This is a genomic window from Noviherbaspirillum sp. UKPF54, from assembly GCF_007874125.1.
Classification (GTDB): Bacteria; Pseudomonadota; Gammaproteobacteria; order Burkholderiales; family Burkholderiaceae_D; genus Noviherbaspirillum.
In genome coordinates this window covers 1968110-1993862 of sequence record NZ_CP040128.1, presented here as the reverse complement: position 1 = coordinate 1993862, position 25753 = coordinate 1968110, and the positions used below count along the sequence as shown (strand labels likewise).

Annotated in this window: 20 protein-coding genes and 1 tRNA gene; 3 read left to right on the top strand and 18 right to left on the bottom strand. The window is 63.8% G+C overall.

Annotated elements, in window-relative coordinates:
* Nucleotides 1-9: 9 nt before the first annotated feature.
* From FAY22_RS09160 to FAY22_RS09110, 11 genes are all read right to left on the bottom strand, one after another.
* Complete coding sequence (locus FAY22_RS09160) at nucleotides 10-666, bottom strand: hypothetical protein (protein WP_246860719.1); 657 nt, start codon at nucleotides 664-666, stop codon at nucleotides 10-12.
* Nucleotides 653-1465 carry an NAD(P)-dependent oxidoreductase gene (locus FAY22_RS09155; RefSeq protein ID WP_146329922.1) on the bottom strand — a complete coding sequence of 271 codons (813 nt, stop codon included), beginning with the start codon at nucleotides 1463-1465 and terminating at the stop codon, nucleotides 653-655. Before FAY22_RS09155 ends, FAY22_RS09160 begins: the two co-directional genes overlap by 14 nt.
* On the bottom strand, nucleotides 1465-2529 hold the full coding sequence (locus tag FAY22_RS09150; protein WP_146329921.1) for an FkbM family methyltransferase: 1065 nt from the start codon (nucleotides 2527-2529) through the stop codon (nucleotides 1465-1467). Before FAY22_RS09150 ends, FAY22_RS09155 begins: the two co-directional genes overlap by 1 nt.
* 27 nt (nucleotides 2530-2556) lie before the next feature.
* On the bottom strand, nucleotides 2557-3150 hold the full coding sequence (gene rfbC / locus FAY22_RS09145) for a dTDP-4-dehydrorhamnose 3,5-epimerase (protein WP_246860718.1): 594 nt from the start codon (nucleotides 3148-3150) through the stop codon (nucleotides 2557-2559).
* Nucleotides 3099-4337 (bottom strand): class I SAM-dependent methyltransferase, encoded by a 1239-nt coding sequence (locus tag FAY22_RS09140; RefSeq protein ID WP_146329920.1) that lies wholly within the window; start codon nucleotides 4335-4337, stop codon nucleotides 3099-3101. Before FAY22_RS09140 ends, rfbC begins: the two co-directional genes overlap by 52 nt.
* A complete protein-coding gene (gene rfbG / locus FAY22_RS09135) occupies nucleotides 4334-5440 on the bottom strand; it encodes a CDP-glucose 4,6-dehydratase (RefSeq protein WP_146329919.1) in 1107 nt (368 codons plus the stop codon). The genes FAY22_RS09140 and rfbG overlap by 4 nt, the downstream gene beginning before the upstream one ends.
* Complete coding sequence (gene rfbF, locus FAY22_RS09130) at nucleotides 5401-6174, bottom strand: glucose-1-phosphate cytidylyltransferase (protein WP_146329918.1); 774 nt, start codon at nucleotides 6172-6174, stop codon at nucleotides 5401-5403. The genes rfbG and rfbF overlap by 40 nt, the downstream gene beginning before the upstream one ends.
* Entirely contained in the window at nucleotides 6171-11057 is a 4887-nt protein-coding gene (locus FAY22_RS09125) for a tetratricopeptide repeat protein (protein ID WP_146329917.1), read from the bottom strand. The genes rfbF and FAY22_RS09125 overlap by 4 nt, the downstream gene beginning before the upstream one ends.
* 25 nt (nucleotides 11058-11082) lie before the next feature.
* Entirely contained in the window at nucleotides 11083-12945 is a 1863-nt protein-coding gene (locus FAY22_RS09120) for a GGDEF domain-containing protein (RefSeq protein WP_246860717.1), read from the bottom strand.
* 84 nt (nucleotides 12946-13029) lie between these two features.
* Nucleotides 13030-13677 carry a response regulator transcription factor gene (locus FAY22_RS09115; RefSeq protein ID WP_146329916.1) on the bottom strand — a complete coding sequence of 216 codons (648 nt, stop codon included), beginning with the start codon at nucleotides 13675-13677 and terminating at the stop codon, nucleotides 13030-13032.
* Nucleotides 13678-13695: 18 nt separating this feature from the next.
* Nucleotides 13696-15114: a histidine kinase gene (locus FAY22_RS09110; protein ID WP_146329915.1), complete on the bottom strand. Its 1419-nt coding sequence runs from the start codon at nucleotides 15112-15114 to the stop codon at nucleotides 13696-13698.
* A 254-nt stretch (nucleotides 15115-15368) separates the two neighbouring features.
* Between FAY22_RS09110 and FAY22_RS09105 the strand changes: the two genes are divergently transcribed.
* Both FAY22_RS09105 and FAY22_RS09100 read left to right on the top strand, forming a co-directional pair.
* Nucleotides 15369-15445: transfer RNA gene (locus FAY22_RS09105), tRNA-Arg, on the top strand.
* A 328-nt stretch (nucleotides 15446-15773) separates the two neighbouring features.
* Nucleotides 15774-16898, top strand: coding sequence for a GGDEF domain-containing protein (locus FAY22_RS09100; protein WP_146329914.1), 1125 nt, complete (start codon nucleotides 15774-15776; stop codon nucleotides 16896-16898).
* 24 nt (nucleotides 16899-16922) lie between these two features.
* On the opposite strand, the gene FAY22_RS09095 is transcribed toward FAY22_RS09100, so the two are convergent.
* The gene (locus tag FAY22_RS09095) at nucleotides 16923-17441 is read right to left on the bottom strand and encodes a hypothetical protein (RefSeq protein ID WP_146329913.1); all 519 of its coding nucleotides are present in this window, start codon (nucleotides 17439-17441) and stop codon (nucleotides 16923-16925) included.
* 189 nt (nucleotides 17442-17630) lie between these two features.
* Between FAY22_RS09095 and FAY22_RS09090 the strand changes: the two genes are divergently transcribed.
* Entirely contained in the window at nucleotides 17631-18050 is a 420-nt protein-coding gene (locus FAY22_RS09090) for a rhodanese-like domain-containing protein (RefSeq protein ID WP_168204810.1), read from the top strand.
* A gap of 52 nt (nucleotides 18051-18102) precedes the next feature.
* On the opposite strand, the gene FAY22_RS09085 is transcribed toward FAY22_RS09090, so the two are convergent.
* The 6 genes from FAY22_RS09085 to FAY22_RS09060 are packed head-to-tail and all read right to left on the bottom strand — an operon-like array spanning nucleotide 18103 to nucleotide 25613.
* Nucleotides 18103-18423: a rhodanese-like domain-containing protein gene (locus FAY22_RS09085; RefSeq protein ID WP_146329911.1), complete on the bottom strand. Its 321-nt coding sequence runs from the start codon at nucleotides 18421-18423 to the stop codon at nucleotides 18103-18105.
* A 12-nt stretch (nucleotides 18424-18435) separates the two neighbouring features.
* The gene (locus tag FAY22_RS09080; protein WP_146329910.1) at nucleotides 18436-19707 is read right to left on the bottom strand and encodes an NAD(P)/FAD-dependent oxidoreductase; all 1272 of its coding nucleotides are present in this window, start codon (nucleotides 19705-19707) and stop codon (nucleotides 18436-18438) included.
* A gap of 27 nt (nucleotides 19708-19734) precedes the next feature.
* On the bottom strand, nucleotides 19735-21129 hold the full coding sequence (locus tag FAY22_RS09075; protein WP_246860716.1) for a TolC family outer membrane protein: 1395 nt from the start codon (nucleotides 21127-21129) through the stop codon (nucleotides 19735-19737).
* A gap of 10 nt (nucleotides 21130-21139) precedes the next feature.
* Nucleotides 21140-21349: a DUF2892 domain-containing protein gene (locus tag FAY22_RS09070; protein ID WP_146329909.1), complete on the bottom strand. Its 210-nt coding sequence runs from the start codon at nucleotides 21347-21349 to the stop codon at nucleotides 21140-21142.
* A 2-nt stretch (nucleotides 21350-21351) separates the two neighbouring features.
* Nucleotides 21352-24573 carry an efflux RND transporter permease subunit gene (locus tag FAY22_RS09065; RefSeq protein ID WP_146329908.1) on the bottom strand — a complete coding sequence of 1074 codons (3222 nt, stop codon included), beginning with the start codon at nucleotides 24571-24573 and terminating at the stop codon, nucleotides 21352-21354.
* The gene (locus FAY22_RS09060) at nucleotides 24570-25613 is read right to left on the bottom strand and encodes an efflux RND transporter periplasmic adaptor subunit (protein ID WP_146329907.1); all 1044 of its coding nucleotides are present in this window, start codon (nucleotides 25611-25613) and stop codon (nucleotides 24570-24572) included. The genes FAY22_RS09065 and FAY22_RS09060 overlap by 4 nt, the downstream gene beginning before the upstream one ends.
* Nucleotides 25614-25753: the final 140 nt, after the last annotated feature.

Genomic DNA, 25753 nt, shown 5'->3' with positions numbered 1-25753 from the left:
CGAGGGAAGTCAGGACAGCCGGAATATGTCGGCGAGTACGGGACGCTTGGCGGGCTTGAATACGAGCTTGCCCATCCGGCCGGGGTAGGCCACGCAATTGCCGGGCGTGTCGCAATTGATGGCGCTGGTGCCTTGCGACAGTATGGTGCCGTCGCCGATATGGCAGCGGCCGATGATCGCCGTGTTGGGATACATGACGACGCCGTCGCCGATGACAGGTGCGACGCCGTGGTTCTTGCCGACGGTGGAATTCTGGTATAGCACCAGGTGGTTACCGTAGGTCGCCTTGGCCAGTACGATGCCGACCGAGTGGCCGATGAAGAACACCTCCGGCATCTCGATCTCATAGAAGAGGTCGATCGCGTTCAGCGCCTTATTGAGAAGGAACAGGCGGGTCGGCACCGTCGCGTCATGCTCGTTGCGCCAGATGGTATTTGCCAGGTAGTACAGGTAGATGCAGTATTGGCTGGAGTTGAGGTAGTTGAACTGGCCGGCCTTCCACATGCGCACCGCGTCGATGCAGCGTCCGAGCCGGGAGAGCGCTTCGTCGATGTGGCGGGTCACCTGAGTGCGAACGAGCTCGCCTTTCCCGTCGGGGAAGAATGTCGCTACCTGCGCGCAGGTATAGTCGATCAGGCTTTGCCGCGTCTGCTCAAGCAATTCCATGATGTTCCTTTAAATACGATTGCACGACGTCACGCACCAGGCGCGGCTGCTTCCAGATCGATGCAAGCCGAGCTACGTCGCAGCGAGCCGCGCGCTGCGGCGCGGTTTCCCTGCTCAGGCTGATGTCCCAGCCGTTGCGTGCAAAAACCCCGACCAGCTCGGCATTCGACACGTTTTCTCCGCTGGCTACGTTGACGATGCCGGTAACGGCACCGTCCGACAGCGCACGCAGCGAGGCGACGACGTCATCGAGATGGATGTAGTCGCGTACGACTCCGGTGCCGGAGTCGAGGCAGAACCTTTTCTCGACGGCTGCGCGCTGCAGCCATTCGGACAGAAAGCCGGGAGCGCATGGAGCCCAGTCATAGACGCACGACAGGCGGGCGATCGCAGCCCGTGTACCGGCAACGGTCAGGCAAAGATTTTCGCCGAGCGCCTTGGAAAGATCGTACAGATGCCGCGGGTTGGCCGGATTCAGCACAAGGTCGGAATCTTCCTTGCCCCTTTCGGCACCGCTGCTGTCGTACAGGCGGGTGGAAGACAGGTAAATCAGGTGGGAAAAATGTGCTTCCTGCAAGATCCGCGACAGCAGGCGGACATGCGCTTCCACGGTATCGAATGGGCGGGCGGCATAATCGGCAGTCAGGCCGGCGCAATAGATCACCTGTCCCAGCTCGCGCGAAAAAAGTTCGATATCACCACGTTGCGGCGTGTAGACCTGGTGGCCATCCTGGCGCAGCGCGGCAACCAGGCGCGTGCCGACAAAGCCGGATGCGCCGATGACCGTATACAACGCCATTACAGTCCGCCGAGCGGATGATGCAGCGCCGGGTCCTTGTGGCGCAGCAGCTTGGGGCTGACGCCCTTGCAGATACTGTACTGCGCGGAGTTGAAGACGGACGCGTCCTTCACCGCCACCATGTTGAAGCCGTGCGGCGGGCCCTCGAGATAGACGGAATCGGCCGGGATCAGCTCGATCGGCTGGCGCGACAGGTCATAGTTGGAATTGAAATCGCGGACGGCGAAAACCTGGTAGCCGGAGCCGGTCAGCAGCTTGACGCTGTCGGTGTTTTCTAGGCCGCGGCTCCAGTCGACGTAATGCCGGTGGACTTCGAACACGATGTCCGGTGCCTCGCCGGCCGGGCGCTTGAGGAAGGCCGCCGCACCCTGCAGCGCACGCAATTCGGCACCCTCGATGTCTAGCATGATCAGGTCCAGCTGCGCGACGCCGGCTGCTTTCAGATAGTCTTCAATGGTGGTGGTCTGGAAACCGTCGCTGCCGCCTTCGCTAGTCACTTCCGGATGCGCGAAGGAATCGAAGCCGACCAGCTTCAGCGTAGTCGAGCTGTTGTCCCACAAGCCCTCCGGGCGCGGAACGATATTGGTAAGGCCGTTGAGTTTTGCGTTATGCATCAGCATCTTGCGCTGATCCGGGTTCGGCTCGAATGCATGCACGACGCCATTGTTTTGCGCGGCCTGCCGTGCCACCAGGATTGCCTGATCACCGAAATACGCGCCACCAATCACAACCTGTTTCGCGCGCTTGGCCAGATTGACCAGAAGGCGCGAGGTCTGCGGCTCCCACGCATGGTCAGGCATTTCCGGTTCGGACATCACGAAATCGCGGGCAATCTTCGAACGATACAGGAAATCGAGCTGCGTGCCGTCGGCGAGCGTCTTCCTGACGACCTGATCGTCGCTGTGCAGCGCGTCCACCAGCGGGCCGGTGACGTCTTCGCGGATGTCGATGCCGGGCGTGGCAATGCGCTTTTCAAATGCCTGCATCTGGCGGATAAACTCGGCGCGCCATTCGGGATTCTGCGCAATCATCTCCAGCGCCCCCGGCAATTTTTGTTTATCCATGTTCGGGTTCCGTTCTCTCAAAGAATATTATTTGTCAAAACACTGCGCAAACAGTGGCAAGCCTTTGTCCTTTTCCGAAATGATGCGTTCTGCGCACTGGGGCCAGCCGATTGCCAGATCGGGGTCATCCCAGCGCAGCCCCCGCGCGGAAGCCGGCTGAAACGGCTCGGTCATTTCATACAGGATTTCGGTCTCCGCAACCAAGGTCTGAAAACCGTGCGCGACGCCGCGCGGGATGTAAAGCTGGCGCCGGTTGTCGGTGGACAGTTCGACGCCGAACCAGCGGCCGAAGGCCGGAGAGTCCCGGCGCAAATCCAGGATCACGTCAAACACGGCGCCGCGCGTGACCCGCACCAGCTTGTCTTCTTCGTGCGGCGCTGCCTGGTAATGCATGCCGCGCAGGGTGCCGGCGCGCAGATTCCACGAAACGCTTTGCTGCACGAAGTGCGCGTTCAGGCCGTGGTGAGCAAATTCCTCTGCACAGACGGTGCGCGCAAAGAAGCCGCGTTCATCCGTAAGCGCGTCGACGTCGATGACGAACGCGCCGGGCAGCGGAGTGGCGGTGAATTTCACTTCATCACCTCGACCATGGGGATCGGCACCACAAACTTGCCGCCCCATTCGCGGATGCCAGCCATCTGCTGCATCACCTCGTCCTTGATGTTCCAGGGCAGGATCAGCAGGTAATCCGGCCGGTCGTTGAACACGGCGTCCGGCGCCAGCACCGGGATGCGGGTGCCGGGCAGAAGCCGGCCCTGCTTGACCGGGTTGCGGTCGACCACGTAGTCGATGAAGTCGGTGCCCGCGCCGCAATAGTTGAGCAAGGTGTTGCCCTTGGCTGCGGCGCCGTAGGCAGCGATGCGCTTGCCGTCGCGCCGCGCGGCGACCAGGAATTCCAGCAAGGCGCGCTTGGTTTCGCGCACCCGTTCGCCGAAGGCGGCATAGGTCTGCATGCGGGTCAGGCCGGCGGCTTCCTCCTGTGCCAGGCAGGCCGCTGCCGCGCCGCTGTCGGCATGGGCTGCATGCCGGTGGCAGGCGTAGAGGCGCAAGCTGCCGCCGTGGGTGGTCAGATGCTCGACATCGAACACGCGCAGCCCGGCTCGCTGAAAGATCGGTTGCAGCGCGGTCAGTGACAGGTACGAGTAGTGTTCGTGATATAGCGTGTCGAACTGGTTATGCCGCATCAGGTTTAGCAGGTGCGGGAACTCCAGCGTAACCACGCCTTCGGGTTTCAGCAGGAGCGGCATGCCGCCGACGAAGTCGTTAATGTCCGGCACATGGGCCAGCACATTGTTGCCCAGCAGGAGATCGGCCGGGCCGCCATCTTCGGCCAGCAGCCGGGCGCTGTCACGCCCGAAAAACAGCTCGCAACTGGCCACGCCGATCCGGCGCGCGGCCGCCGCGGTGTTTGCGCTGGGTTCTACTCCAAGGCAGGGAATGCCAGCCTTGACGAAATACTGCAGCAGGTAGCCGTCGTTGCTGGCGATTTCGATGACGCGGCTGGCCGCGCCCAGGCCGAAGCGCGGGATCATCGCTTCCACGTAGCGGCGCGCATGATCCAGCCAACTGCTGGAAAAGGACGAGAAATAGACGTAGTCGTCGTGGAAATGCGTTTCCGCGTGCGTCACCTCGGCCAGTTGCACCAGCCAGCAGCGGTCGCAGACCATCGCGCGCAGCGGATAGAACATCTCGCCGCGCGCGGCGTCTTCGCGCTTGACGAAGGCATTCGAAACAGGAGACAGGCCGAGATCGGCAAACACGTGTTCCAGCGGTGCGCCGCAGGCGCGGCAGGTGGACGTATGAGTCATCGGCAAAACTGCTCCAGCTGTTGTTCGGCGATGGCGCGGGCCCGTGACGGATTCTCTGCGACGGCGCGATACCACCGCGCCGTCTGCTCCAGGCCGCGCGCTAGGTCCCAGGTCGGCGTCCAGTCCAGCAGGCGGCGCGCCTTGCTCGAATCGAGGTAAAGGAAGCCGGCCTCGCGCGGCGCGGCGCCGGCTTGCGGGTCCATCTGCCACGCCAGTTCCGGCCAGTGCCGCTGCAGGCGCGTCAGCACCTCGGCCACGGAGAGGTTATCGGCGGCATCGGGGCCGAAATTGAATGCGTCGGCAAAAGTCCGGTCGCCGTCCAGCAGGCGCGCGGCCAGCAGCAGATAGCCGTGCAGCGATTCCAGCACATGCTGCCAGGGGCGCGTCGCGGCCGGATTGCGGATCAGGAGCGGCTGGCGGCGTGCGACGGCGCGCGCGGCGTCGGGCAGCAGGCGGTCGTCGCTCCAGTCGCCGCCGCCGATAACGTTTCCGGCGCGGGCCGAGGCCAGCAGCGGGCCGCCGGCCGCGAAGTAGCTCTTACGGTAGCTTTGCACCACTAGTTCCGCGCCGGCCTTGCTGGCGCTGTAGGGATCGGCGCCACCCAGCGGGTCGTTCTCGCGATAGCCCCACGGCCATTCACGGTTTTCGTAGCACTTGTCGGTGGTGACCACCACCACCGCCCGCACACTCGGGCAGGAGCGCACCGCTTCCAGCAGGTGCACCGTTCCCATCACGTTGGTGGCCCAGGTCGCCGCCGGCTCACGGTACGACAGGCGCACCAGCGGCTGGGCCGCCAGGTGGAAGACAACTTCCGGCGCCGCGGCCTGCACGGCGGCTGCCAGTGCCGCGCCGTCGCGCACGTCGGCCACGATGTGGCGATGAACCGTCTCTTGCACGCGGCTCAGCGTGAACAGGTTCGGCGTGGTGTCGGGCGCTAACGCATAGCCGGTCACGCGGGCGCCCAGGCGCGCCAGCCACAGCGCCAGCCACGATCCCTTGAAGCCGGTATGGCCGGTGACGAGGACGGGGCGGTCGGCGAAGGCACCGGCGAGTGTCGGCGCGCTCATTTCCATGTCTTCCACGGCGCCTGATCCGACTGCCATAGGTCTTCCAGCAGGTTTTTCTCGCGCAGCGTGTCCATCGGCTGCCAGAATCCGTTGTGTTCGAAAGCCATCAACTGCTCCTCCTTCGCCAGGGTCGTCATCGGTTCGAGTTCCCAGCTTGTGGCTTCGTCGGCAACCAGGTCGATGGCCTCGGGCTGCAGGATGAAAAAACCGCCGTTGATCCAGCCGCCGTCGCCCTGCGGCTTTTCCTGGAAACCCCGCACCTGCTCTCCGTTCCGCAGCAATGCGCCGTAGCGGCCGGGAGGCTGCACCGCCGCCACCGTCGCCAGCCGGCCGTGCGCCTTGTGAAAGGCGATCTCCGCGGCGATGTCGATATCGGCCAAGCCGTCGCCGTAGGTGAAGCAGAACGGCTCGCGCGGATGCAGGTAGCTTTTCACCCGCCGCAGCCGCCCGCCGGTCATGGTGTGCGCGCCGGTGTCGACCAGCGTCACGCGCCACGGTTCGGCGTGGCGCTGGTGCACCTCCATGCGATTCTTTTCCATGTCGAAGGTGACGTCGGACATATGGAGGAAATAGTTGGCGAAGTATTCCTTGATGACATACCCCTTGTAGCCGAGGCAGATCACGAAGTCGTTCACGCCGTGGCTCGAATAGATTTTCATGATGTGCCACAGGATCGGCTTGCCGCCGATTTCGATCATGGGCTTGGGGCGCAGATGGCTTTCTTCGAGAATGCGGGTGCCGAGACCGCCGGCGAGAATGACTGCCTTCATGCGTTCGTTCCTTGTACTTGCGTTTGTTCGCACCAGATTCGCCACATACTGCGCAGGGCCTGCTCGAAATGGCGGGCGAAGCGGGGGGCATCCATGAGGGGACTGGCCTGCACACGGTCGCGCAGGCCGGCGCGCAGTTCGCGCAGGCGCGGCAGGTCGCGCGCGAGCGCCGAGGCGATGGCCACATAGTCATCCTCGCAGGAGGCGATCAGTTGCGGCAGGCCGGCGTTGGTGAGGATGGTCACGCCCATGCGGGCAGTGAAATGGCGGCCGGCGAGGGTGACGAAGGGCACACCCATCCACACCGTGTCCAGGCTTGTGGTGCCGCCGTTGCAGGGGAACGGATCGAGCGCGATGTCGATGCGGTTGTACAGCGCATACTGGTTTTCCGGCCGGCGCGGCTCCAGCAGCAGGCGCTGCAGCGGCAGGCCCAGGCGTGCCATGCGCTGTTCGACCTCGGCGCGGAAGGGGGGATGGTCGATGCCCTGAATTTCCAGCAGCAGGCGCGCGTCGGGCACCTGTTGCAGGATTCTGGCCCACAGCTCCAGCACCGCGTCGGTCACCTTGGAGAAATTGTTGAAGCAGCCGAAGGTGATGCAACCGTTGTCGAGTGCGGGTGGATGGTCGATCACGCCGGGACTGTTGTCGTGGGCGCGGTAACAGCAGAAGATCTCAGGCAGGCGCCAGAGCCGTTCGACATTGAACTGCTCGGTCATGGCGGGCGGTTCGGCATGGACATCGGTGATGCGGTAATCGATGGCGGACAGGCCGGTGGTGGCGGGGTAGCCGAGATAGGTGACCTGCAGCGGGGCCGGTTTGCGGGCGAAGGCCAGCAGACGGTTGCCGGCGGTGTGGCCGGCCAAGTCGATCAGGATATCGATGCCGTCGGCGCGGATGCGCTCGGCCAGGCGTTCGTCGGACAGGTGGCGGCAGGGTATCCAGTGGTCGGCCAGGGCCTGCAGTCGCGCGGTGACCGGGTCATGCTGGGTATGGTTGTAGTAGCAGAAGACCTCGACCTGGGACTTGTCGTGACAGGCCAGCAGGGGCTCGATGAAATAGGCGACGGCGTGGCGGCGGAAGTCGGGCGAGACATAGCCGATCTTCAGGCGCCGGTGGGCATCGCGGGAATTATCGTGGGTGCGCCAGTGCGGCTTGAGAGGCGCCTCGAACCGGGCGCCGAAGCGCGCATGCTCAGCAAACAACTCCTCCGGCGTGAAGGCCGATGAATACTGCGCCGACAGCAGAAGGATCTGCTGCGCTGCCGCGTAATCGGGTTTCAGCCGCAAGGCATTGCGGCAGCAGGCGACCGCATCGTCCGGCTTGCCCTGGCGCTGAAGCGTGATCCCCAGATTGCAGTGCGCGTCGACATAATCCGGCTTCAGTTCGAGCGCTGTCCGGAAGCAGGCGGCAGCCTCGTCCAGCCTTCCGCATTCCCTGAGCTCGATGCCGAGGTTGTTGTGCGCCTCGGCCGAATCCGGCCTGAACGCAAGCGCGGTGCAATGGCATTCCATCGCGGCGTCCGGGTTGCCCTGTTCCGAGAAGACCAGGCCGAGGTTGCTGTAAACCTCCGCGAAATCCCGCTTCAGTTCGATCGCCTTGAGATAGCAGTCGACGGCATCGCCAAGAGCACCGCTTTCCTTGAACACCAGCCCCAGGTTATTGTGCATCTCGGCGGACTGAGGCATGCGGGTCAGTGCCTGCTGGTAGCTGGCAGCCGCTTCGTCGAGCCGGTCCTGGTCCTTATACGCGAGACCGAGATTGCCGTATGCCTCGGCGAAATCCGGATTGAGCTCGAGTGCTTTGCGGTAGCTGACCACGGCGTCGTCGATCCGGTGCTGCGCCGCGAGCGCCAGTCCCAGATTGTTATGGGCGGCTGCAAAGTCCGGCTTCAGCTCCAGCGCCTTGCGGCAGCAGGCTTCTGCCTGTACCGGATCGCCCAGTTCCTTGAAGAGGATGCCGAGGTTGTTGTGGGCCTCGGGAAAATCCGGCTTGAGCGCGAGCGCCTCCTGATAGCACGCCGCGGCGGCGTCGACGTCGCCCAGCTCGCGCAGCGCGTTGCCCAGGTTATTGCGGGCGTCGGCATGATCCGGCATCCGTTCCAGCAGCCGGCGATAGCAGGCCGCCGCCTGGTCCGTCCTGCCGAGCGCGCGCCACGCCGACGCCATCGAAAAATAGTAGGCGGCGTTGTCCGGCGCGATGGCTATCGCGCGCTCGATAAGGACGAGCGCTTCCTCGTTGCGGTTCGACTGATGCGCGATCACGCCCCGCAGGTGCAGCGCGTCGGAGTGATCGGGCAGCATCCTATAAATCGCTTCCGCCTCATGCAGGCGACCGGCCAGATGATGGTCCACCGCGGCCTGCAGGTCGGGCTCCGCCGTGCCGGGCCCGCCGGCAGGTTCGTGCTCCTGCTCGCCGCACCAGATTCGCCACATACTGCGCAGGGCCTGCTCGAAATGGCGGGCGAAGCGGGGGGCATCCATGAGGGGACTGGCCTGCACACGGTCGCGCAGGCCGGCGCGCAGTTCGCGCAGGCGCGGCAGGTCGCGCGCGAGCGCCGAGGCGATGGCCACATAGTCATCCTCGCAGGAGGCGATCAGTTGCGGCAGGCCGGCGTTGGTGAGGATGGTCACGCCCATGCGGGCAGTGAAATGGCGGCCGGCGAGGGTGACGAAGGGCACACCCATCCACACCGTGTCCAGGCTTGTGGTGCCGCCGTTGCAGGGGAACGGATCGAGCGCGATGTCGATGCGGTTGTACAGCGCATACTGGTTTTCCGGCCGGCGCGGCTCCAGCAGCAGGCGCTGCAGCGGCAGGCCCAGGCGTGCCATGCGCTGTTCGACCTCGGCGCGGAAGGGGGGATGGTCGATGCCCTGAATTTCCAGCAGCAGGCGCGCGTCGGGCACCTGTTGCAGGATTCTGGCCCACAGCTCCAGCACCGCGTCGGTCACCTTGGAGAAATTGTTGAAGCAGCCGAAGGTGATGCAACCGTTGTCGAGTGCGGGTGGATGGTCGATCACGCCGGGACTGTTGTCGTGGGCGCGGTAACAGCAGAAGATCTCAGGCAGGCGCCAGAGCCGTTCGACATTGAACTGCTCGGTCATGGCGGGCGGTTCGGCATGGACATCGGTGATGCGGTAATCGATGGCGGACAGGCCGGTGGTGGCGGGGTAGCCGAGATAGGTGACCTGCAGCGGGGCCGGTTTGCGGGCGAAGGCCAGCAGACGGTTGCCGGCGGTGTGGCCGGCCAAGTCGATCAGGATATCGATGCCGTCGGCGCGGATGCGCTCGGCCAGGCGTTCGTCGGACAGGTGGCGGCAGGGTATCCAGTGGTCGGCCAGGGCCTGCAGTCGCGCGGTGACCGGGTCATGCTGGGTATGGTTGTAGTAGCAGAAGACCTCGACCTGGGACTTGTCGTGACAGGCCAGCAGGGGCTCGATGAAATAGGCGACGGCGTGGCGGCGGAAGTCGGGCGAGACATAGCCGATCTTCAGGCGCCGGTGGGCATCGCGGGAATTATCGTGGGTGCGCCAGTGCGGCTTGAGAGGCGCCTCGAACCGGGCGCCGAAGCGCGCATGCTCAGCAAACAACTCCTCCGGCGTGAAGGCCGATGAATACTGCGCCGACAGCAGAAGGTTGGTGTATCCGGTCGCGAATTCCGGATCGCAGTCGATGGCTTTCCGATGGCATGCGATCGCTTCCGCGGTGCGGCCGAGATTATGGAATACCAGCCCTAGATTGCTGTAGACGCCGGCAAAATCGGGCTTTAGCGCCACAGCCCGCTCGAAGCATTCGATGGCTCGTTCCGCCTTGCCCTGGTGCGACAGCGCCAGGCCCAGGTTGTTGAACGCTTCCGGAAAATCGGGCTTCAATGTCACGGCCGTTTCGCCGCAGTCGACCGCTTCCTGCAGCTTGCCCTGATCCCTGAATACCGCGCCCAGCTCGTTGAACGCTTCCGGGAAGTTCGGCCTGAGTGCGATCGCCTGAAGATGGCATGCCACCGCTTCCGCCGCCTTGCCCTGCCGCGCGAGCAAGCAGCCCAGTTGAGAATGCGCCTCGGGCAGGCCGGGGGCGAGGGCGAGGGCCGTCGCGTAGCATGCCTGTGCCTCCTCCAGACGGTCTTGCGCCAGCAGTCCGTTGCCCAAGTTGACCTGGAATGCAGCATTGTTCTGCTCCAGCCGCACGGCCTCCTGGAAACAGTTTATCGCTTCTTCCAGCCGACCTTGCTCCTGGAGCACGTTGCCGAGATTGCTGTGGGCGGCAGCGAAACCGGGATCGAATGAAATCGCCTTTCTATAGCAGGCTTCGGCCTGCTCAGGTTCGCACCGCCTGCGCAGCGTCACACCCAAGTTCGCATGGGCTGGGGCATAGGCAGGGTCGAGGGCCAGCGCCCGCCGGTAACAGTCGACGGCAGCATCCGTCTCGCCCCGGTCTGCGTGGACCAGGCCCATGTCGTTGTATGCCGCGGCGAAATCTGGCTTAAGCAGGACTGCCTTCCGGTAAGTACTGATCGCTTCATCGCCTCTGCCCAGGTCCTTGAGCGCGTTGCCCAGGCGATGATGGATCAGCGCATTGTCCGGGGTGCGTTCAAGCAGCCTGCGGTAAGCGGCTTCTACCTGGTCGAGCCGGTTCAGCGCGCGATACGCCATGTCGAGCGAAAAATGGTAGGCCGCGTTGGCAGGTCGGACGCCGATTGCACGGTCGATGAGTTCGACGGCTTGCTCGTTGCGGTTCAACTGATGTGCGATCACACCCCGCAGGTGCAAGGCATCGGGGTTGCTCGGCATTTTTCGGTAGAGGCTCTCCGCTTCCTCCAGGCGACCGGCTCGGTGCAGGAGTAGGGCGTTTTCGAGCGAGGCGTGCGAATTATTGCGTTGATGTCTCATGGCGTCTTTCGATATCCTGGCTGCGTCATTCGGCGGCGATTACCCGGTTCTTCCCGGCCTTCTTCGCCTTGTACAGCGCTTGGTCGGCGCGTTCGATCAGCGCCGCCTGGTCTTCCTTGCCATCCCATAGCGCCACCCCGGAACTGAACGTGATCAGCAAGCGCTGATTGTCGTGCATGAAAATCTGCTTGGTCAGTTCCCTTTGGATGCGGGTGACGGTCTTTACCGCTTCGTCCAGCAGCGTATGCGGCAGCACGATCAGGAATTCCTCGCCGCCGAAACGTGCAATGACGTCCATGGCGCGCAGCGTATCCTTGACTACCTTCACCAGGTGCACCAGTGCGCCGTCGCCGGCGCTGTGCCCGTGCGTATCGTTCAGTTTCTTGAAATTGTCGAGGTCGATCAGCGCCACGCACAAAGGCATTTTCTTGCGTTCCGCGCGCGCCATTTCGCGCTCCAGCACTTCATCCAGGCCTCGCCGGTTGAGGCTGCCGGTCAGCTGGTCCTCGTGCGCAAGTTCGCTCATCTGCACCAGCTGGACTTCCAGTTCATGGATGCGCGTTTCCGCCGCCAGTACTTCCTGGCGCGCCGCAACCACATCATCGTGCGAGCGCTGCGACTCGATCTGCGCGATGCGGGTGTCGTGCATCACGTGATCGATAATGCTGTTGAGCTCAGCGGCGCCTTGCGCCTTGCTGATTTTTTGCGAATAGACTTCGATTTTCCGGTGATATTCGTCGGTACTCGAGGCGGCGGCGCCGAGCTGCTCGATCACGGTGAGAACCATGTCCTTGACATGGGTTTTTGCTTCGGCCAGGCTGTGCTTGAGCAGGCTTTGCTTGTAGATGACTTCCTTCAGGCCGCGCGTGGCGTCGATCAGTGTGGCGTAATTGATCGGGCCGGTCAGGATTTCCTGCACGTTGGCGATCTGCCCGGACAGCCAGGTGTCGTCTTCCACCAGTTCGCCCACGTTTTCTATCAGCAGGCGGAACAGGCGCAGCAGCAGCTCGCGCTCCTCCGCCATGTCGCCGCCTTTCATCTCGATGCGGAAGCAGAAATGCTTGAAGCGCGGCTCCAGTTCAGCCAGCGCGCTGCGGCTGCGCGCGCTGCCGATAGCGATGGCCAGCGCTTCGCAGTCCTTGGTGAGCTCCTCGGCCCCCTGCAGCAGGGACGGGATGGGAAGCGTCAGCGCGCGCACCAGCATCTCGCGCAGGACGCGGGTCATTTGAGTGTCGTTGAAGCGCGGCGCTGACGGGTCTTGCGCCTTGTCTGCCACCGGCTCGACTTCATCCACCAGCGAAATGGGCGTGACCCTGCCGGCAGGCGGTTCGGGGATGTCGACCAGCGGGATATCGAGTTTTTTGGGAAGGGCCGGCGCGATGTCGTCCACCAAGGGGATGGAAGTCTTGCGGGGCGGTGGAGCGGGGGGCTCGTCGACCAGCGGGATGGCATTCTTGCTGGCCGGTGTCGCGCCGGACGGTGCTTCAACCGCGGGCTTGTCGGCCGCCGGGCGGGGCGACATGTCCCGTTCAGGCTTCTCTTCCGGGGCGATCAGGTGCCGCGAGATGAGCTGCTCCAGGTGCTTGCCGAAATTTTCCCAGTCGTGCGATTTCAGAGAGTCGGAAAAACGGTGTGCAAACAGTGGCAGATCTCCCGGTGCTCTCGCCAGTTTTGTTGCAAGATCGGCCAGTATTTTTTCGGCCGGCGAGCGCTCGTGAACCCCTGAAACTTCGTCGTAGACTTCGCGGTACGCTTCCGGAGTCGGCGCGATACGCCGCACCGCCAGGCGGCGAAATGCCTCGCGTGCGATGTCGGCTGGATGTTGTTCTGGTTTTGTCGGCTTGTCTGCCATGAAGACGATCGGCACCGTTGACGGGATCTGCGCCATGATAATCCGGCCGATGTGCCGACAACCGCCGGATTAGCGCCCGAAACGCTGCCCACTTCGGGGTTTCAGCGCTTGCGCGGTGCCTTACTCCACCAGGTGGTTCTTGATCGCGTAATGCGTCAACTCCGCGTTATGACGCAATTTCATCTTTTGCAACAGGCGCGTGCGGTACATGCTGATCGTCTTGACGGACAGGGATAGTTCAAGCGCGATGTCGCTGACGGTCTTGCCGGAGGCGATCATGATCAGGGTCTGGTATTCGCGGTCCGACAGCGTTTCATGCGGCGGCACGTTGCGTTCGTCGCCGATCTGGTTGGCCAGTTCCTGCGCTAGCGCCGGGCTGATGTACTTGCGCCCCGACGCGACTTGGCGGATGGCGTCGACCAGTTCGGCCGGCGCGCTCTGCTTGTTCAGATAGCCGGCGGCGCCGGCCTTGAGCGAACGTACCGCGTACTGGTCTTCGCGGTGCATCGACAGCACCAGCACCGCGAGCCTGGGCGCATCCTTCTTGACCAGCTTGAGCACCTCGATGCCGTTCTTGTCGGGCATCGAAATGTCCAGCAGCAGGACATGGGCATCGACGCTGCGCACCAGCTTGACGGCATCGTTGCCATTCTCGGCGGCGCCGGCCACGACCATGTCCCGGGTGTCGGCAAGTATCTGTTTCAATCCCTCGCGCACGATGGCGTGGTCGTCGGCGATCAGGACCTTTATCGTTTCTTTGGCTGTCATGACACGATTCTTACATGGTTATTCCGGGAGCGGAATCCTGAGTGCGACCACGGTGCCGCCCGCCGCTCCTCCGGATACCGATAACTGGCCGCCCAGGGCGGCGGTGCGCTCCATCATGCCGCGAATGCCGAACGATTGAGGCTTGAGCCGGTCGGCGAGCGCGATTCCCTTGCCGTCGTCGGCGATTTCCATGCGAATGCTGCGGTTGCTGCGCATCAGATGTACCGAGACGCGGCTGGCGCGGGCATGCTTGCCAATATTGGTCAGCGCTTCCTGGAAAATGCGGAACAGCGCGGCGGCCTGGTTCGGATCCAGGGCGATGTCCTTCTTGTTGGACGAGAATTCGCAGGGGATGCCGAACTGCTTTTCGAATTCACGTGCTTGCCATTCGATGGCCGCGACCAGTCCGAAGTCGAGCAGGCCTGGGCGCAGGTCGGCCGAGATGCGGTGCGCCGCCTCGATCGTGCGGTCCACCAGTTCTTCAGCATACGCGGTTTTACCCGCCAGCTCGGCGTCGTCCGGCGGCAGCCTGGTCTTCACCAGGGCCAGCGCCATCTTGATGGCGGTAAGGTTGCCGCCGAGGTCGTCGTGGATTTCGCGTGCGATCCGCTGGCGCTCCTTTTCCTTGACCTTGTCGACGTGCGCCGACAGTTCCGCCAGCTGGGTGCGCGAGCGCCTGATCTCGGCCTGTTCCAGCTTGCTCTGCGTGATGTTGGTCATGAAGCCTTCCCACTGCACGCCGTCCTGCAGCGGGCGCGGCGTGGAGCGCAGGTTGATCCACTTGATGTCTTTCCACTTTTCGATCTGGATGCGGCCTTCCCAGTTCCATTGCTTCATGGAAGCGGCCGATGCCGTCATCGATTCGAGGCAGGACGAACGATCCTCCGGCAGGATCAGGTCGAACAACAACGCCGGGTCGGCGCGCAGCCGTTCCGCGCCGATCCCCAGCAAGGCATGGCAGCCCGCGCTCAGGTAGGGAAACGAGATGCTGCCGTCCGGCCGCTGCAGCATCTGGAAAAACAGCCCGGGCGCATTGGAGGCGATGGCGCGCAAGCGCGCCTCGCTGGTGTGCAGTGCCTGCGCCGAATTTCGGCGCGCGCTGACATCGTTGCCGATGGCGATATAGACTGGCGCCGCTCCGGCGGAATGGTAGAACAGGCGCAATTCGATCGGATACGTCGTGCCATTTTTGCGCGTATGCGCCGTGTCGATCGTTGCCGCTTTTGTGCGCCCGTGCCGCAAGGACAGCAGCATGTCGCGTGGAAGGTCGCGCGTCACGTCGAGAAGGGTCATGCGCGCCAGCTCCCGCGCCGTATAGCCGAGATTCTTGCGCGCCGCCTTGTTAACCTGGACGAAACGCAGCGTCGCGCAATCCATGACATAGATTTCGCTGAACGAGCCCTGCAGGATTATGGGCAGCCATTCCGCTTGCATCATCTCGACTGTCTTTCCTTGTCTTTCTGTGAATGCCAGGCATGCCGCTGCATTGCCGCGTTAATCGTTACCGAAGACACATTATATGTTTTCCCGAGGTAATTTCCGGGTGAAACCTCGGATACTGTTCGAGAGGGGCAGATTCCGAAAGGCGGATGGGCTTTCTCGTTGGAAAAATGCAAATCAGGCAATCCGTAGGTCAGCATGGCGAAAGGACTTCCAAAATATATTGAATCGGTGCTATAATTTTGTCTTTCGCGGCTGTAGCTCAGCTGGATAGAGTACTTGGCTACGAACCAAGGGGTCGTGGGTTCGATTCCTGCCAGCCGCACCATATATGAGGGGTCAGATCGCAAGGTCTGATCCCTTTTTGGTTTTTCCCTCCGTATTTCCATTCCCTCGCGCCGGATTCCGGCGATTCATGCAATCGATATAGGCAGTCGAAATGCGTTGCGCGCATTTCGCATGTTCGGGCGGTTCTCCTCGGCCTGAACACGTATCCCCCTGTATATGGGATGACGTCCGGCGGCTTGAAGTGTCAGTATGTCCTATAGGAAATATTTTCATCCAACCGGGATGAGAGCGGCCGCCCGGCCTGCAAAACGGGACCATGGCAGCCGTCATTTCAGGCATAACGATCAGAAAACAAGGGAGACAGCACCATGGACTCCGTTCAGCGCATGGTGGAGCAGTTCGGCGGAGACGACGTCAAGATGCGCCGGCTCGTCATGTACTGGGGCGCCACCGTGCTCCTGTACCTGCTTTCCCTTTCGATCCTGTGGGTGGAAGTCTACTCCGGGAATGCCGCGCGGCGCCCGGTATTGTGGTTGACGGCGCTGGCCATTGCCGGGCATTTGCTCTTCTATGGGTTGATTCGGCTGAGCAAGTATCTGCACCTGACGCCGGCCCAGCTATCGGTCTACCAGGGGCGATTCGCGATTTTTTGCACCGTAGCGGGCTATGCGATGATGGGGCCGCTGCGCGGAGCGTCGCTTGTCATCCTCCTTGTCATCCTGGTGTTCTGTGCATTTACCCTGGAAGCGAAAAAGACGCATTCCCTGAGCGTCTTTGCCATCCTCCTTCTGGCCGGCGCGATGATCCTGATGAAGTACGCCGTCCCGCATCTATTCAATCCGAAGACCGAGCTGATCCATTTCATCCTCAGCGGATCCATGCTGTTGTCGGTGGCTTTCCTGACCGGCCGGCTGAGCGAGCTGCGCGCGCGGATGAAGGCGCAGAGGGCAGAACTGATCGAGGCGCTGGCGCATATCCAGCTGCTCGCCGAGCGCGACGAGCTGACGTCGCTTCCCAACCGGCGCTACATGAGCGGCCTGCTCGGCCAGGAAGAGTGCAGGCTGAAGACTGAACGGTTTGCCGGCTGCCTGGCGATGCTGGACCTCGACTGGTTCAAGAAGATCAATGACGCGCATGGACATGCCGCCGGCGACGAAGTCCTGCGCAGGTTTGCCGCGGAGAGCCGCTTGTGCCTGAGGCGCGGCGACGTGCTGGCGCGCTGGGGCGGCGAGGAATTCCTGCTGTACCTGCGCGATACCCGGCTGGAAGCGGCGCAGGCGGTAATCGAGCGCCTGCGGGAGCGGGTCGCGTCCCTGCGCTTCGACTGCGGCGGCGCCCGGTTCGGCGTGACCTTTTCGGCGGGGCTGGTCGAGTTGCTCCCGGACGAGCCGATGAATATCGGCATCAGACGTGCCGATGCGCTGCTGTACCGGGCCAAGGAAGAAGGCCGCAACCGCGTGATCGCGGAGGTCGCCATTACGATCGCCGCGTAAACGCCGGCGCGCCCGGTCCGGATGCTACCGTATGCGCGGACGGCCTCGCGTCATGAAGCGTTGCAGCAGGGCGCTGACCGTGGCGCGCATCCGGCGGCTCTTGAGCTTGTCGAGATAGCTGCAGGTCGACATCAGCAGCACGTTTTCCGGCAGGTTCTTCAGGAAAGGCGCATGCCCGGCGCTGGCATCGTCGAGCAGGAGAATCACCGCGTCGGCGCCGCGCGCCAGTTCGCGGCCGAGGATTTCGGCCGCCGCGTGCTCGTTGTGGCCGTGGGCGGCGGTCCCGGCGGCATTGTGGCGCAGCACAATGAACTCTTCGAACTCTTCCGTACACAGCACGGATACGTTGCCTCCGTCATTGGCCCGGATCCATTCCAGCACGTCCGGTGCGCCCGGTATTTCCACATGTGCGACGAGGTCGTGGCGCACCATATCCGGGATCAGGACGCGCATCTGCGGCGCCAGCGCGAGCAAGGTGTCGAGTTCGTCGGCAATGGCCAGATCGATGAGCGGGCGGGAATCGGTGATGATCAATGACGTCATGTTCATGGCATCCGGCCCGCGGAATGGAGCGGGCAGCAATACTGTGTATTTGTACAGTATATGCGAATTGTTGCGGAATACCAGAGTAATTTCTTCAGGAAAACACTTGTCGGCGATGAAGGGATTGATCGTGGCAAGGGCGATACAATCGCCGGCATGCATTTCTTCAACCCATACCAGGAAAGCCAGATGAAACTTCTGCAGAATATTCTTCTTCGCGGCGCCATCGCCATCGCGATTTCAACGGGATGCGCCGCCTACCTGCCGGCATACGCCGCCGGGCCTGCGGTCGCCACCATCGATGTGCGCCAGGGTAGGGCCATGGAAGAGCAGGGCGCGCTCCTGCTGGACGTGCGCGAGCAGGCCGAATACGACGAGGTGCATGCGCCGGGCAGTACCCTGGTGCCGCTGAGCCAGCTGGCCTCGCGCCTGCAGGAACTGCGCAGCCATATGTCGAAGCCGGTCGCCGTCATCTGTCGCTCCGGTCGGCGCTCGGCGCAGGCCGCCGAGATAATGAGCCAGGCCGGGTTCACCAAGGTTTATAACGTGCAGGGCGGCATGAACGCCTGGGAAGCGGCAGCCCTGCCTGTAATCAAGGGCAACAAGTAAATTCGCCATCACACTGCGTGCAGCGAAGAACAGCGCTGCACGCGATCTGTTTTCAGCGAAGGATTTCGCGCTGCATGCGCTGCGCTAGCGCATGTACGCCGCCGCCGTTGACGACCTGTCTGTAGCCCATGGCGCACAACTGCTGTTGCGCCGCCGCCGAGCGTGCGCCGCTCTGGCAATAGACGATGATGGGGCGGCTCTTGTCCGGAACCACGCTGTCGATACTGCGCGCCAGTTCAGATACGGGGAGCAGCACGGCGTCCCTCAGGTGGCCGGCGGCGAATTCGGCCGGCGAGCGCACGTCGAGCAGGATCGCCTGTTCCGGGAGCGGCTCGTCGCCGTTTGCTCCGAAAAGTTTTCCAAAAAATCCCATGTCGATTCCTTTCTAACGGTCGAGGCGCTCGACGCCGAGTGACTTGAGCACGTATTTTTCGTAAACCGGTTCCGAGCTTCCGGTCTTCATCTTGTAGATGAAGTATTTTTCGAATGCGACCTTGGCCAAGTGCACCCATTTGCCTTTCTTCATCCAGTTGACGTTGCGCGGCGGGATCTGCGGCAGAGCGACGAAGGCGACGCCGGTGTCGCCCATGTCGGCCAGGCAGATCGCATTCCAGCTGCCTTTCGCGGTGGCCGGCTGGCCGGCGATGTCGGCAGCGATGTTGTGCACAATGGCGCCGATCATGGACTCGATCATGTAGCCGGTCTTGGGCGCGCCGGTCGGCACCGGCGTGGCTTCCACCGGCGGAATCGCGATGCACACGCCGGCGGAAAAGATGTTGCGGTACTTCTTGCTGCGCTGGTGCTCGTCGACAAGCACGAAGCCGCGCGGGTTGCACAAGCCTTCCACCGCCGCCACCGCGTCCACGCCACGGAAGGCCGGCAGCATCATGCTGTACTTGAAGGGCAGCTCATGCTCTTTTTTGACGCTGCCGTGATCGTCCAGTTCAGTGACGAACATCTTGCCGTCTTCGACCCGCGTCACCTTGGCGTTGGTGATCCACTTGATGTCGTTGTTGCGCAGTTCGCTTTCGAGCATCGATTTCGAGTCGCCCACGCCGCCCAGGCCGAGATGGCCGATATACGGCTCGCTGGTGACGAAGGTGAGCGGAACTTTGTGACGCAGCTTTCTGCGGCGCAGGTCGGTATTGAAGACGAATGAAAATTCATAGGCCGGGCCGAAGCAGGAAGCACCGGGCATGGCGCCGATGATGGCCGGGCCGGGATCGGCCAGGAAGCGCTGGTAGTCTGCATAGGCCTTTTCCGCATGATCGACGGTGCAGATCGAATGCGTGTGGCCGGCGGGTCCGGCACCCGGCACCTCGTCGAAGGCGAGCTTGGGGCCGGTGGTGATGACCAGGTAGTCGTATGCCAGGCGCGTGCCGTCCTGCAGATCCAGCGCATTGCCGTCGGCATCGATTTTCACGACCGGTTGCGCGATGAAGTCGATGCCTTTCTTTTCGAGGTGAGGGCGGATCGGGAAGGTGATTGCCTCGCGTTCGCGCCAGCCCACCCCGACCCAGGGATTGGACGGAACGAACTGGAAGTAGTCGACAGCATTGACCACGGTAATGCGGTGGCTGCGGTCGAGCGTGCTGCGCAGTTCATAAGCGGCAGGCATGCCACCGGTGCCGGCGCCGAGTATGACGATGTGTGCCATGGTTTGTCTCCTCTGGTAAGCGCAGTCTTACTGCGCCGTTGCGGGTTGAAGCATGTCGTTGACCGATCGCAGCGCGGTTTCATCGAGGCTGCCGGCCAGCGCGGCCAGCCGTAGCCGGTCCAGCGCGAGCGCTGCGCGCGCCTGCAGCAGCGCCAGCTCGGAGGCGGTCGCCTCGTTTTCCGCGTTGAGCAGTTCGAGCGTGGTGCGGTCGCCTACCGCGCGTCCCAGCCGGGTCGCGTCCAGCCTTGCCCGGCTGGCTTTTTGCGCCTGTTCCAGCGCCGCCACCCGCGCCGCGCCGACTGTCAGGCCGAGCCAGGCGCTGCGGGTCTGCTGCGCGATCTGCTGGCGCATCCGGTCGCTGTCGGCGCGCGCCTTGTCGAGCAGGTGCAGCGCTTCCTCGTGGCGCGCGCTGCGGTAGCCTCCGGTAAACAGCGGAATCGTCAGCTGCACGCCGATCATGCGGTTGCTGGAGCGGTTTTCGGCGTCGCCGAAGTCGCCGCTACCGTGCAGCCGGTCGCGTCCCGTCTGCGCCACGAGATCAAGGGACGGCGCGCCCAGCGCGCTGTGCTTGGCGGCTTCTTCCTTTGCGGCGGACTGGTTCTTAGCCTGCATCTGCAGCATCGGATTGTTGCGCTCGGCGTTCGCCAGCCAGGTTTCCAGCGGCTCCAGCTTGCGCTGGGCAGCAACGGTGTCCGGGCGCAGCGTCGCCAGTCCTTGAGGCTGCGCGCCGGTGAGGTCGGCGAATGCCGCCTGCTTGACCTGCAGGTCCATTTCCGCCGCCAGCACCTGGGCCCGGATGGTTTCGGCGCGCGCCGCTGCCTCGTGGGTGTCGGTGACCGGTGCGTCGCCCAGGCGGAAGCGGTCCTTCGCTTCGTCCAGCGCGCGTGCCACCGCGTTCTGCTGCTGTTGCAGCATGCGCAGGTTTTCCGCTGCAATCAGCACGTCGAAATAGCGCTCCGCAGTGCGCAGCATCAGCGACTGCTGCGCGTTCTGCCATTCGGCATCGGCCGCTTCTGCGGCATAGGTGAGCTGGCGGCTTTGCGCCAGGCGTTCGCGATTGATCAGCGGCTGTTTGGCGCTCAGCGTGTAGCGCTCCATCGTGCCGTTGCTGATCGAGGTGTCGAACGCCACCCCTGACGACTGGCCGAAGCCGGGCGCCGAAAAGCGCGCGCCGCTCATGCTGCTGTCGCTGCTCATGCGGCCGGCGCCGGCTTCCAGCACGACCGACGGTCGCCACAGCGCGCGCGCCTGCTCGCGCCGCGTGTTGCCGGCTTCGAACGCGGCCTGCGCGGCAGCGAATTCCGGATCGTGCCGTTGCGCCGCCTGCCATGCCTGCAGCAGGTCGGCTGCGCCGGCAGCTTGCGCGGCCAGCGCCAGCAGCATGGCCGAAAGCAGCTTCGTTGGGCGCATCGTGAGATGCATGATGGCCTCCTTAGCAGCCGGGGCGCGCGCCGAGCTTGCGCAGGATCGTCTCCATCATGCACCACTTGGTGAAGCCGCTTTGCAGCAGGTTGGCGCCGACGAAGGCGGTGAACGCCAGCCACCACTGGCTGACGAACAGCGGGCTGCCGGGGATGCCCAGCGCCAGCGACAGCAGGATGAATGTGCCTGCGACGATGCGGACGATTTGCCAGGAACTCATGGTCATACTCCTTGTTGCGTGATAAAAGCGAGACGGTTGCGATAGGCGGTGTAGTACAGCAGCGGAATCACCACCAGCGTGAGCATGGTGGACACCAGGATGCCGAAGATCAGCGAGATCGCCAGCCCGTTGAAGATCGGGTCGTCCAGGATGAAGAACGCGCCCAGCATGGCGGCCAGGCCGGTCAGCATGATCGGCTGGGCGCGCGTGATGGCCGAATTGACCACCGCTTCCTTGAACGGCACGCCGGCGCGCACCTGCAGGTTGATGAAGTCCACCAGCAGGATCGAATTGCGCACGATGATGCCGGCCAGCGCGATCATGCCGATCATGCTGGTCGCGGTGTATTGCGCGCCGAGCAGCGCATGGCCGGGCATGACGCCGATGATGGTCAGCGGGATCGGCGCCATGATGATCAGCGGCGTCAGGTAGGAACCGAATTGCGCGACCACCAGCAGGTAGATCAGCACCAGGCCGACCGCGTAGGCGGCGCCCATGTCGCGGAACGTCTCATAGGTGATCTGCCATTCGCCGTCCCACTTGATCGCATAGCCGCGGTACGGGTCCTCCGGCTGGCGGATGAAGTACTCGGTCAGCCCGCCGCCCCCCGGTGTTTGCACGGACGCGATATCCTTGCGCATCGAGAACAGGCCGTACAGCGGACTGTCGATTTTCCCCGCCATGTCGGCCACCACGAAATTCACCGGCAGCAGGTCCTTGTGATAGACCGGCTGTTCGCGCTCGCTGTTGCTGACGCGGACCAGCTCGCGGATCGGCACCAGTTTGCCGGCAGCCGAACGCACCGCCAGCTGCAGCAGCGTGTCGAGGTCGCCCTGGCGCTCGGCCGGCAGCTGCAGCATGGCGGCAGCCGGGTACTTGCTGTCGTCATGCAGGTAGCTGGCCGCTTCGCCCGCAAGCCCCGCGCGCAGCGTGGTGACGATCGCCTGCTGCGGCACTCCCAGCAGTGCGGCCTTGCGGCGGTCCACCAGCAGCATGGTCTTGGGCGCGGCAGTGATGCTGCTGTCGTCGACATCGACCACGCCGGCCGTCTTGTCGAACGCGGCGCGCACCGCCTTGGCCACCTGGCGCCGGCCCTCGGCCTCGGGGCCGTAGATTTCGGCGACGATGGGCGCCAGCACCGGCGGGCCCGGCGGCACTTCGACCACCTTCACGTTGGCGCCGAAGCGCTTGGCGATCTTCTGAAGTTCCGGGCGCACGCGGGTGGCGATCGCATGGCTCTGCTCGGAGCGGTGATGCTTGTCGACCAGGTTGACCTGGATGTCGCCGACCTCGCCGCCGCTGCGCAGGTAATACTGGCGCACCAGGCCGTTGAAGTTGATCGGTGCCGCGGTGCCTGCGTACGCCTGGTAGTCGGTGACTTCCGGCACCGTGGCGAGATAGCCGCCGAGTTCGTGCAGCACGGCCGCCGTCTGCTCGACCGGAGTGCCGGCCGGCATGTCGACCACGACCTGGAACTCCGACTTGTTGTCGAACGGGAGCATCTTCAGCAGCACCAGACCGGTCGCCGGCAGCAGCATCGACAGCGCGATCAGGCCGGCCACGCCCAGGCCCAGCAGGCGGCGGTTGCGCTTGCCGCGCGCGTCATCCAGGAAGGGGCGGAAGATGCGCGTGAAGACAGGCGCCAGCTTGGCCGACAGGCCGCTGTGTGCGTTGCCATGTCCTTCACCATGCACGGCCTTCATCCACAGGCGCGCCAGCCACGGGGTGATCGCGAATGCGATCGCCAGCGACAGCAGCATGCCCATGCTGGCGTTGATCGGGATCGGGCTCATGTACGGGCCCATCAGTCCGGACACGAAGGCCATCGGCAACAGCGCGGCGATCACGGTCAGGGTGGCGAGGATGGTCGGACCGCCGACTTCGTCGACCGCGTGCGGGATGATTTCGGCCAGCGACTTGCCGGGCGACAGTTGCTGGTGACGGTGGATGTTTTCCACCACCACGATCGCATCGTCAACCAGGATGCCGATCGAGAAGATCAGCGCGAACAGCGACACCCGGTTCAGCGTGAAGCCCCAGGCCCAGGAAGCGAACAAGGTGACGGTCAGCGTCAGGATCACGGCGGTGCCGACGATTGCGGCTTCGCGCCGGCCCAGCGCGAGGAACACCAGCGCCACCACGGACGCCGTGGCGAACAGCAGCTTCTGGATCAGCTTCTGTGCCTTGTCGTTGGCGGTCGCGCCGTAGTTGCGCGTCTCGGCCACCTGCACCTCGGGCGGGATCACCGTATTCTTCAGCGCTTCGACGCGATGCATCAATGCATTGGCGACGTCGATCGCGTTCTCCCCCGGCTTCTTGGTGACGGCGATTGTCACCGCCGGATATTCGCCGGTGTCCTTGCCGGCGCTGCCGTACCAGACATAACGGGCGGCGGGCAGCGGGCCGTCGCGTACCGTCGCCACATCCTGCAGGAATACCGGCTTGCCGTCGCGAACCGCGACCACCAGCTCGCCGATTTCGCGCGCATCCTTCAGGAAGGGGCCGGATTCGACGGCGACCGCGCGATTGCCGACGAGCAGTTCTCCCACCGGCAGACCGAGATTGGCCGATTGCAAGGCTACACGCAGGTCCTGCACGGTCACGCCGGAGCCGGTCATGCGCGCCGGGTCGAGTTCGACCAGCACGGCGCGGCCGGGCCCGCCGATCGTCGTGACCTCGCGCGTGCCAGGCACGCGCTTGAGGTCGGCTTCGATGCTGTGCGCGATGCGCTCCAGGTCATAGGCGCCGGTTTGCGGGTTCCTGCTGTAGAGCGTGAGCGTGACGATGGGCACGTCGTCGATGCCTTTCGGCTTGATCAGCGGATCAAGCACGCCCAGGCCCTTCGGCAGCCAGTCGGCATTGGCGTTGACGGTGTCGTACAGGCGCACCAGCGCCTCGGTGCGCGGCACGCCAACCTTGAACTGCACCGTCATCACTGCGATGCCGGGGCGCGACACCGACATCACGTGTTCCACGCCGGCGATCTGCGACAGCACCTGTTCTGCAGGTGTCGCCACCATCTGTTCCACGTCCCCGACCGATGCGCCGGGGAAGGGAATCAGCACGTTGGCCATGGTTACATTAATCTGCGGTTCTTCCTCGCGCGGCGTGACCAGCACCGCGAACGCGCCTAGCAACAGCGCTGCCAGCGCCAGGAGCGGCGTGATGCGTGCGCCCTGGAAGAAGGCTGCGATGCGGCCGGAAATTCCCAATCGCCCGTTCATTGCCGGCCCTTCGCTGCGGCTTGCGGATCGGTGGCCACGCGCTCTCCGGCAGCCACGCCTGCCAGCACTTCGACCGTGTTATCCTGCGCGCGGCCAAGGCGCACCTGGCGCAATACCGGACGGCCGTGGGCGTCGATCACATATACGCCCGTCATCTCGGCGCGCCGCACCACGGCGGACGTGGGCACATAGAGGCGAGCCTTGTTTTCACCTTCAACCGGCAGCCAGACCCGCGCGAACATGCCCGGGGTGACATCCTTCACGTCGCCCGGCAGCGCCACGCGTACCTGCGCCGAATGGGTGCCGGCGTCGATGGTCGGCAGTACCTGCACTTGCGGGCGCGTGAGCCACTGGCGCTCGCCGGGCAGACCCGGCAGCTCGATCTTCACCGGCTGGCCGGCAGCCATGCGGGCCAGCGCGGTCTGCGGCACCGAGGCGGTGACGCGCAGCGCGGCCGGATCGTACATCGTCAAGAGCGGCCGACCGGGCATCGCCATGTCGCCCAGCGTGACCGGCACGTCGGCGACGACGCCGTCGTAGGGCGCCTTGACGACGTAGAAATTCGACTGGATGTTTGCCGCGCTGGCCTGCGCGATCTGGGCTTTCAGTTGCGCCGAGGTCGCGCGGTACTGGGCTTCGGCCCGTTCCAGCGCGGCTTCGCTGATGTACTGTTTCTTGAATAGCTGGCGCTGGCGTTCGACGTCGCGGGTAGCGACATCCAGCGCAGAGCGCGCGGCCACCACCTGCGCTTCGCTGGCGGCGCTGTTTTGCGCGGCGGCGCGCGCGTCGATGCGGGCCAACACCTGGCCTTGCTTGACGACGTCGCCTGCCTTTACCGGCAGCGCGACCACCGCGCCGGACACCTGGGCGGCGATCACGGTTTGCCGTACCGCTTCGACCACGCCGTCGAAGCCGGCGCTGTCGGCCGCTCCCGTGCTTTGGACCATGGCGGTCGCCAGTCCCGCTGGCGCTGCCAGCGCGAGGCTTCCTTGCATGAGAACAAGGACGACCTGCGCGCCAATTAGAAATTTTCTTTTCATACACCTTCTCCCGTTCAAGCTTCGAGACCGCCAAAAGGACGTGCATTTTGCGGCCTTCTCGTTTATTATGTAACTAATGAATTAAATACGCAAGAACGTAATTACGTACATTTACACACGGCAGGAGTGCGATAGTGCAA

What these genes read in the sequence shown, in the direction of transcription:
- FAY22_RS09090 (WP_168204810.1), top strand. Translation starts at nt 17,631, where the DNA reads ATGAAACTTCTGCAGAATATTCTTCTTCGCGGCGCCATCGCCATCGCG.
- FAY22_RS09150 (WP_146329921.1), bottom strand. Translation starts at nt 2,529, where the DNA reads ATGGATAAACAAAAATTGCCGGGGGCGCTGGAGATGATTGCGCAGAAT.
- FAY22_RS09120 (WP_246860717.1), bottom strand. Translation starts at nt 12,945, where the DNA reads ATGGCGCAGATCCCGTCAACGGTGCCGATCGTCTTCATGGCAGACAAG.
- FAY22_RS09060 (WP_146329907.1), bottom strand. Translation starts at nt 25,613, where the DNA reads ATGAAAAGAAAATTTCTAATTGGCGCGCAGGTCGTCCTTGTTCTCATG.
- FAY22_RS09110 (WP_146329915.1), bottom strand. Translation starts at nt 15,114, where the DNA reads ATGATGCAAGCGGAATGGCTGCCCATAATCCTGCAGGGCTCGTTCAGC.
- FAY22_RS09100 (WP_146329914.1), top strand. Translation starts at nt 15,774, where the DNA reads ATGGACTCCGTTCAGCGCATGGTGGAGCAGTTCGGCGGAGACGACGTC.
- FAY22_RS09085 (WP_146329911.1), bottom strand. Translation starts at nt 18,423, where the DNA reads ATGGGATTTTTTGGAAAACTTTTCGGAGCAAACGGCGACGAGCCGCTC.
- FAY22_RS09125 (WP_146329917.1), bottom strand. Translation starts at nt 11,057, where the DNA reads ATGAGACATCAACGCAATAATTCGCACGCCTCGCTCGAAAACGCCCTA.
- FAY22_RS09080 (WP_146329910.1), bottom strand. Translation starts at nt 19,707, where the DNA reads ATGGCACACATCGTCATACTCGGCGCCGGCACCGGTGGCATGCCTGCC.
- FAY22_RS09140 (WP_146329920.1), bottom strand. Translation starts at nt 4,337, where the DNA reads ATGACTCATACGTCCACCTGCCGCGCCTGCGGCGCACCGCTGGAACAC.
- FAY22_RS09070 (WP_146329909.1), bottom strand. Translation starts at nt 21,349, where the DNA reads ATGAGTTCCTGGCAAATCGTCCGCATCGTCGCAGGCACATTCATCCTG.
- FAY22_RS09155 (WP_146329922.1), bottom strand. Translation starts at nt 1,465, where the DNA reads ATGGCGTTGTATACGGTCATCGGCGCATCCGGCTTTGTCGGCACGCGC.
- FAY22_RS09065 (WP_146329908.1), bottom strand. Translation starts at nt 24,573, where the DNA reads ATGAACGGGCGATTGGGAATTTCCGGCCGCATCGCAGCCTTCTTCCAG.
- rfbG (WP_146329919.1), bottom strand. Translation starts at nt 5,440, where the DNA reads ATGGCAGTCGGATCAGGCGCCGTGGAAGACATGGAAATGAGCGCGCCG.
- rfbF (WP_146329918.1), bottom strand. Translation starts at nt 6,174, where the DNA reads ATGAAGGCAGTCATTCTCGCCGGCGGTCTCGGCACCCGCATTCTCGAA.
- FAY22_RS09075 (WP_246860716.1), bottom strand. Translation starts at nt 21,129, where the DNA reads ATGCATCTCACGATGCGCCCAACGAAGCTGCTTTCGGCCATGCTGCTG.
- FAY22_RS09160 (WP_246860719.1), bottom strand. Translation starts at nt 666, where the DNA reads ATGGAATTGCTTGAGCAGACGCGGCAAAGCCTGATCGACTATACCTGC.
- FAY22_RS09115 (WP_146329916.1), bottom strand. Translation starts at nt 13,677, where the DNA reads ATGACAGCCAAAGAAACGATAAAGGTCCTGATCGCCGACGACCACGCC.
- FAY22_RS09095 (WP_146329913.1), bottom strand. Translation starts at nt 17,441, where the DNA reads ATGACGTCATTGATCATCACCGATTCCCGCCCGCTCATCGATCTGGCC.
- rfbC (WP_246860718.1), bottom strand. Translation starts at nt 3,150, where the DNA reads ATGGGGCGGCAAGTTTGTGGTGCCGATCCCCATGGTCGAGGTGATGAA.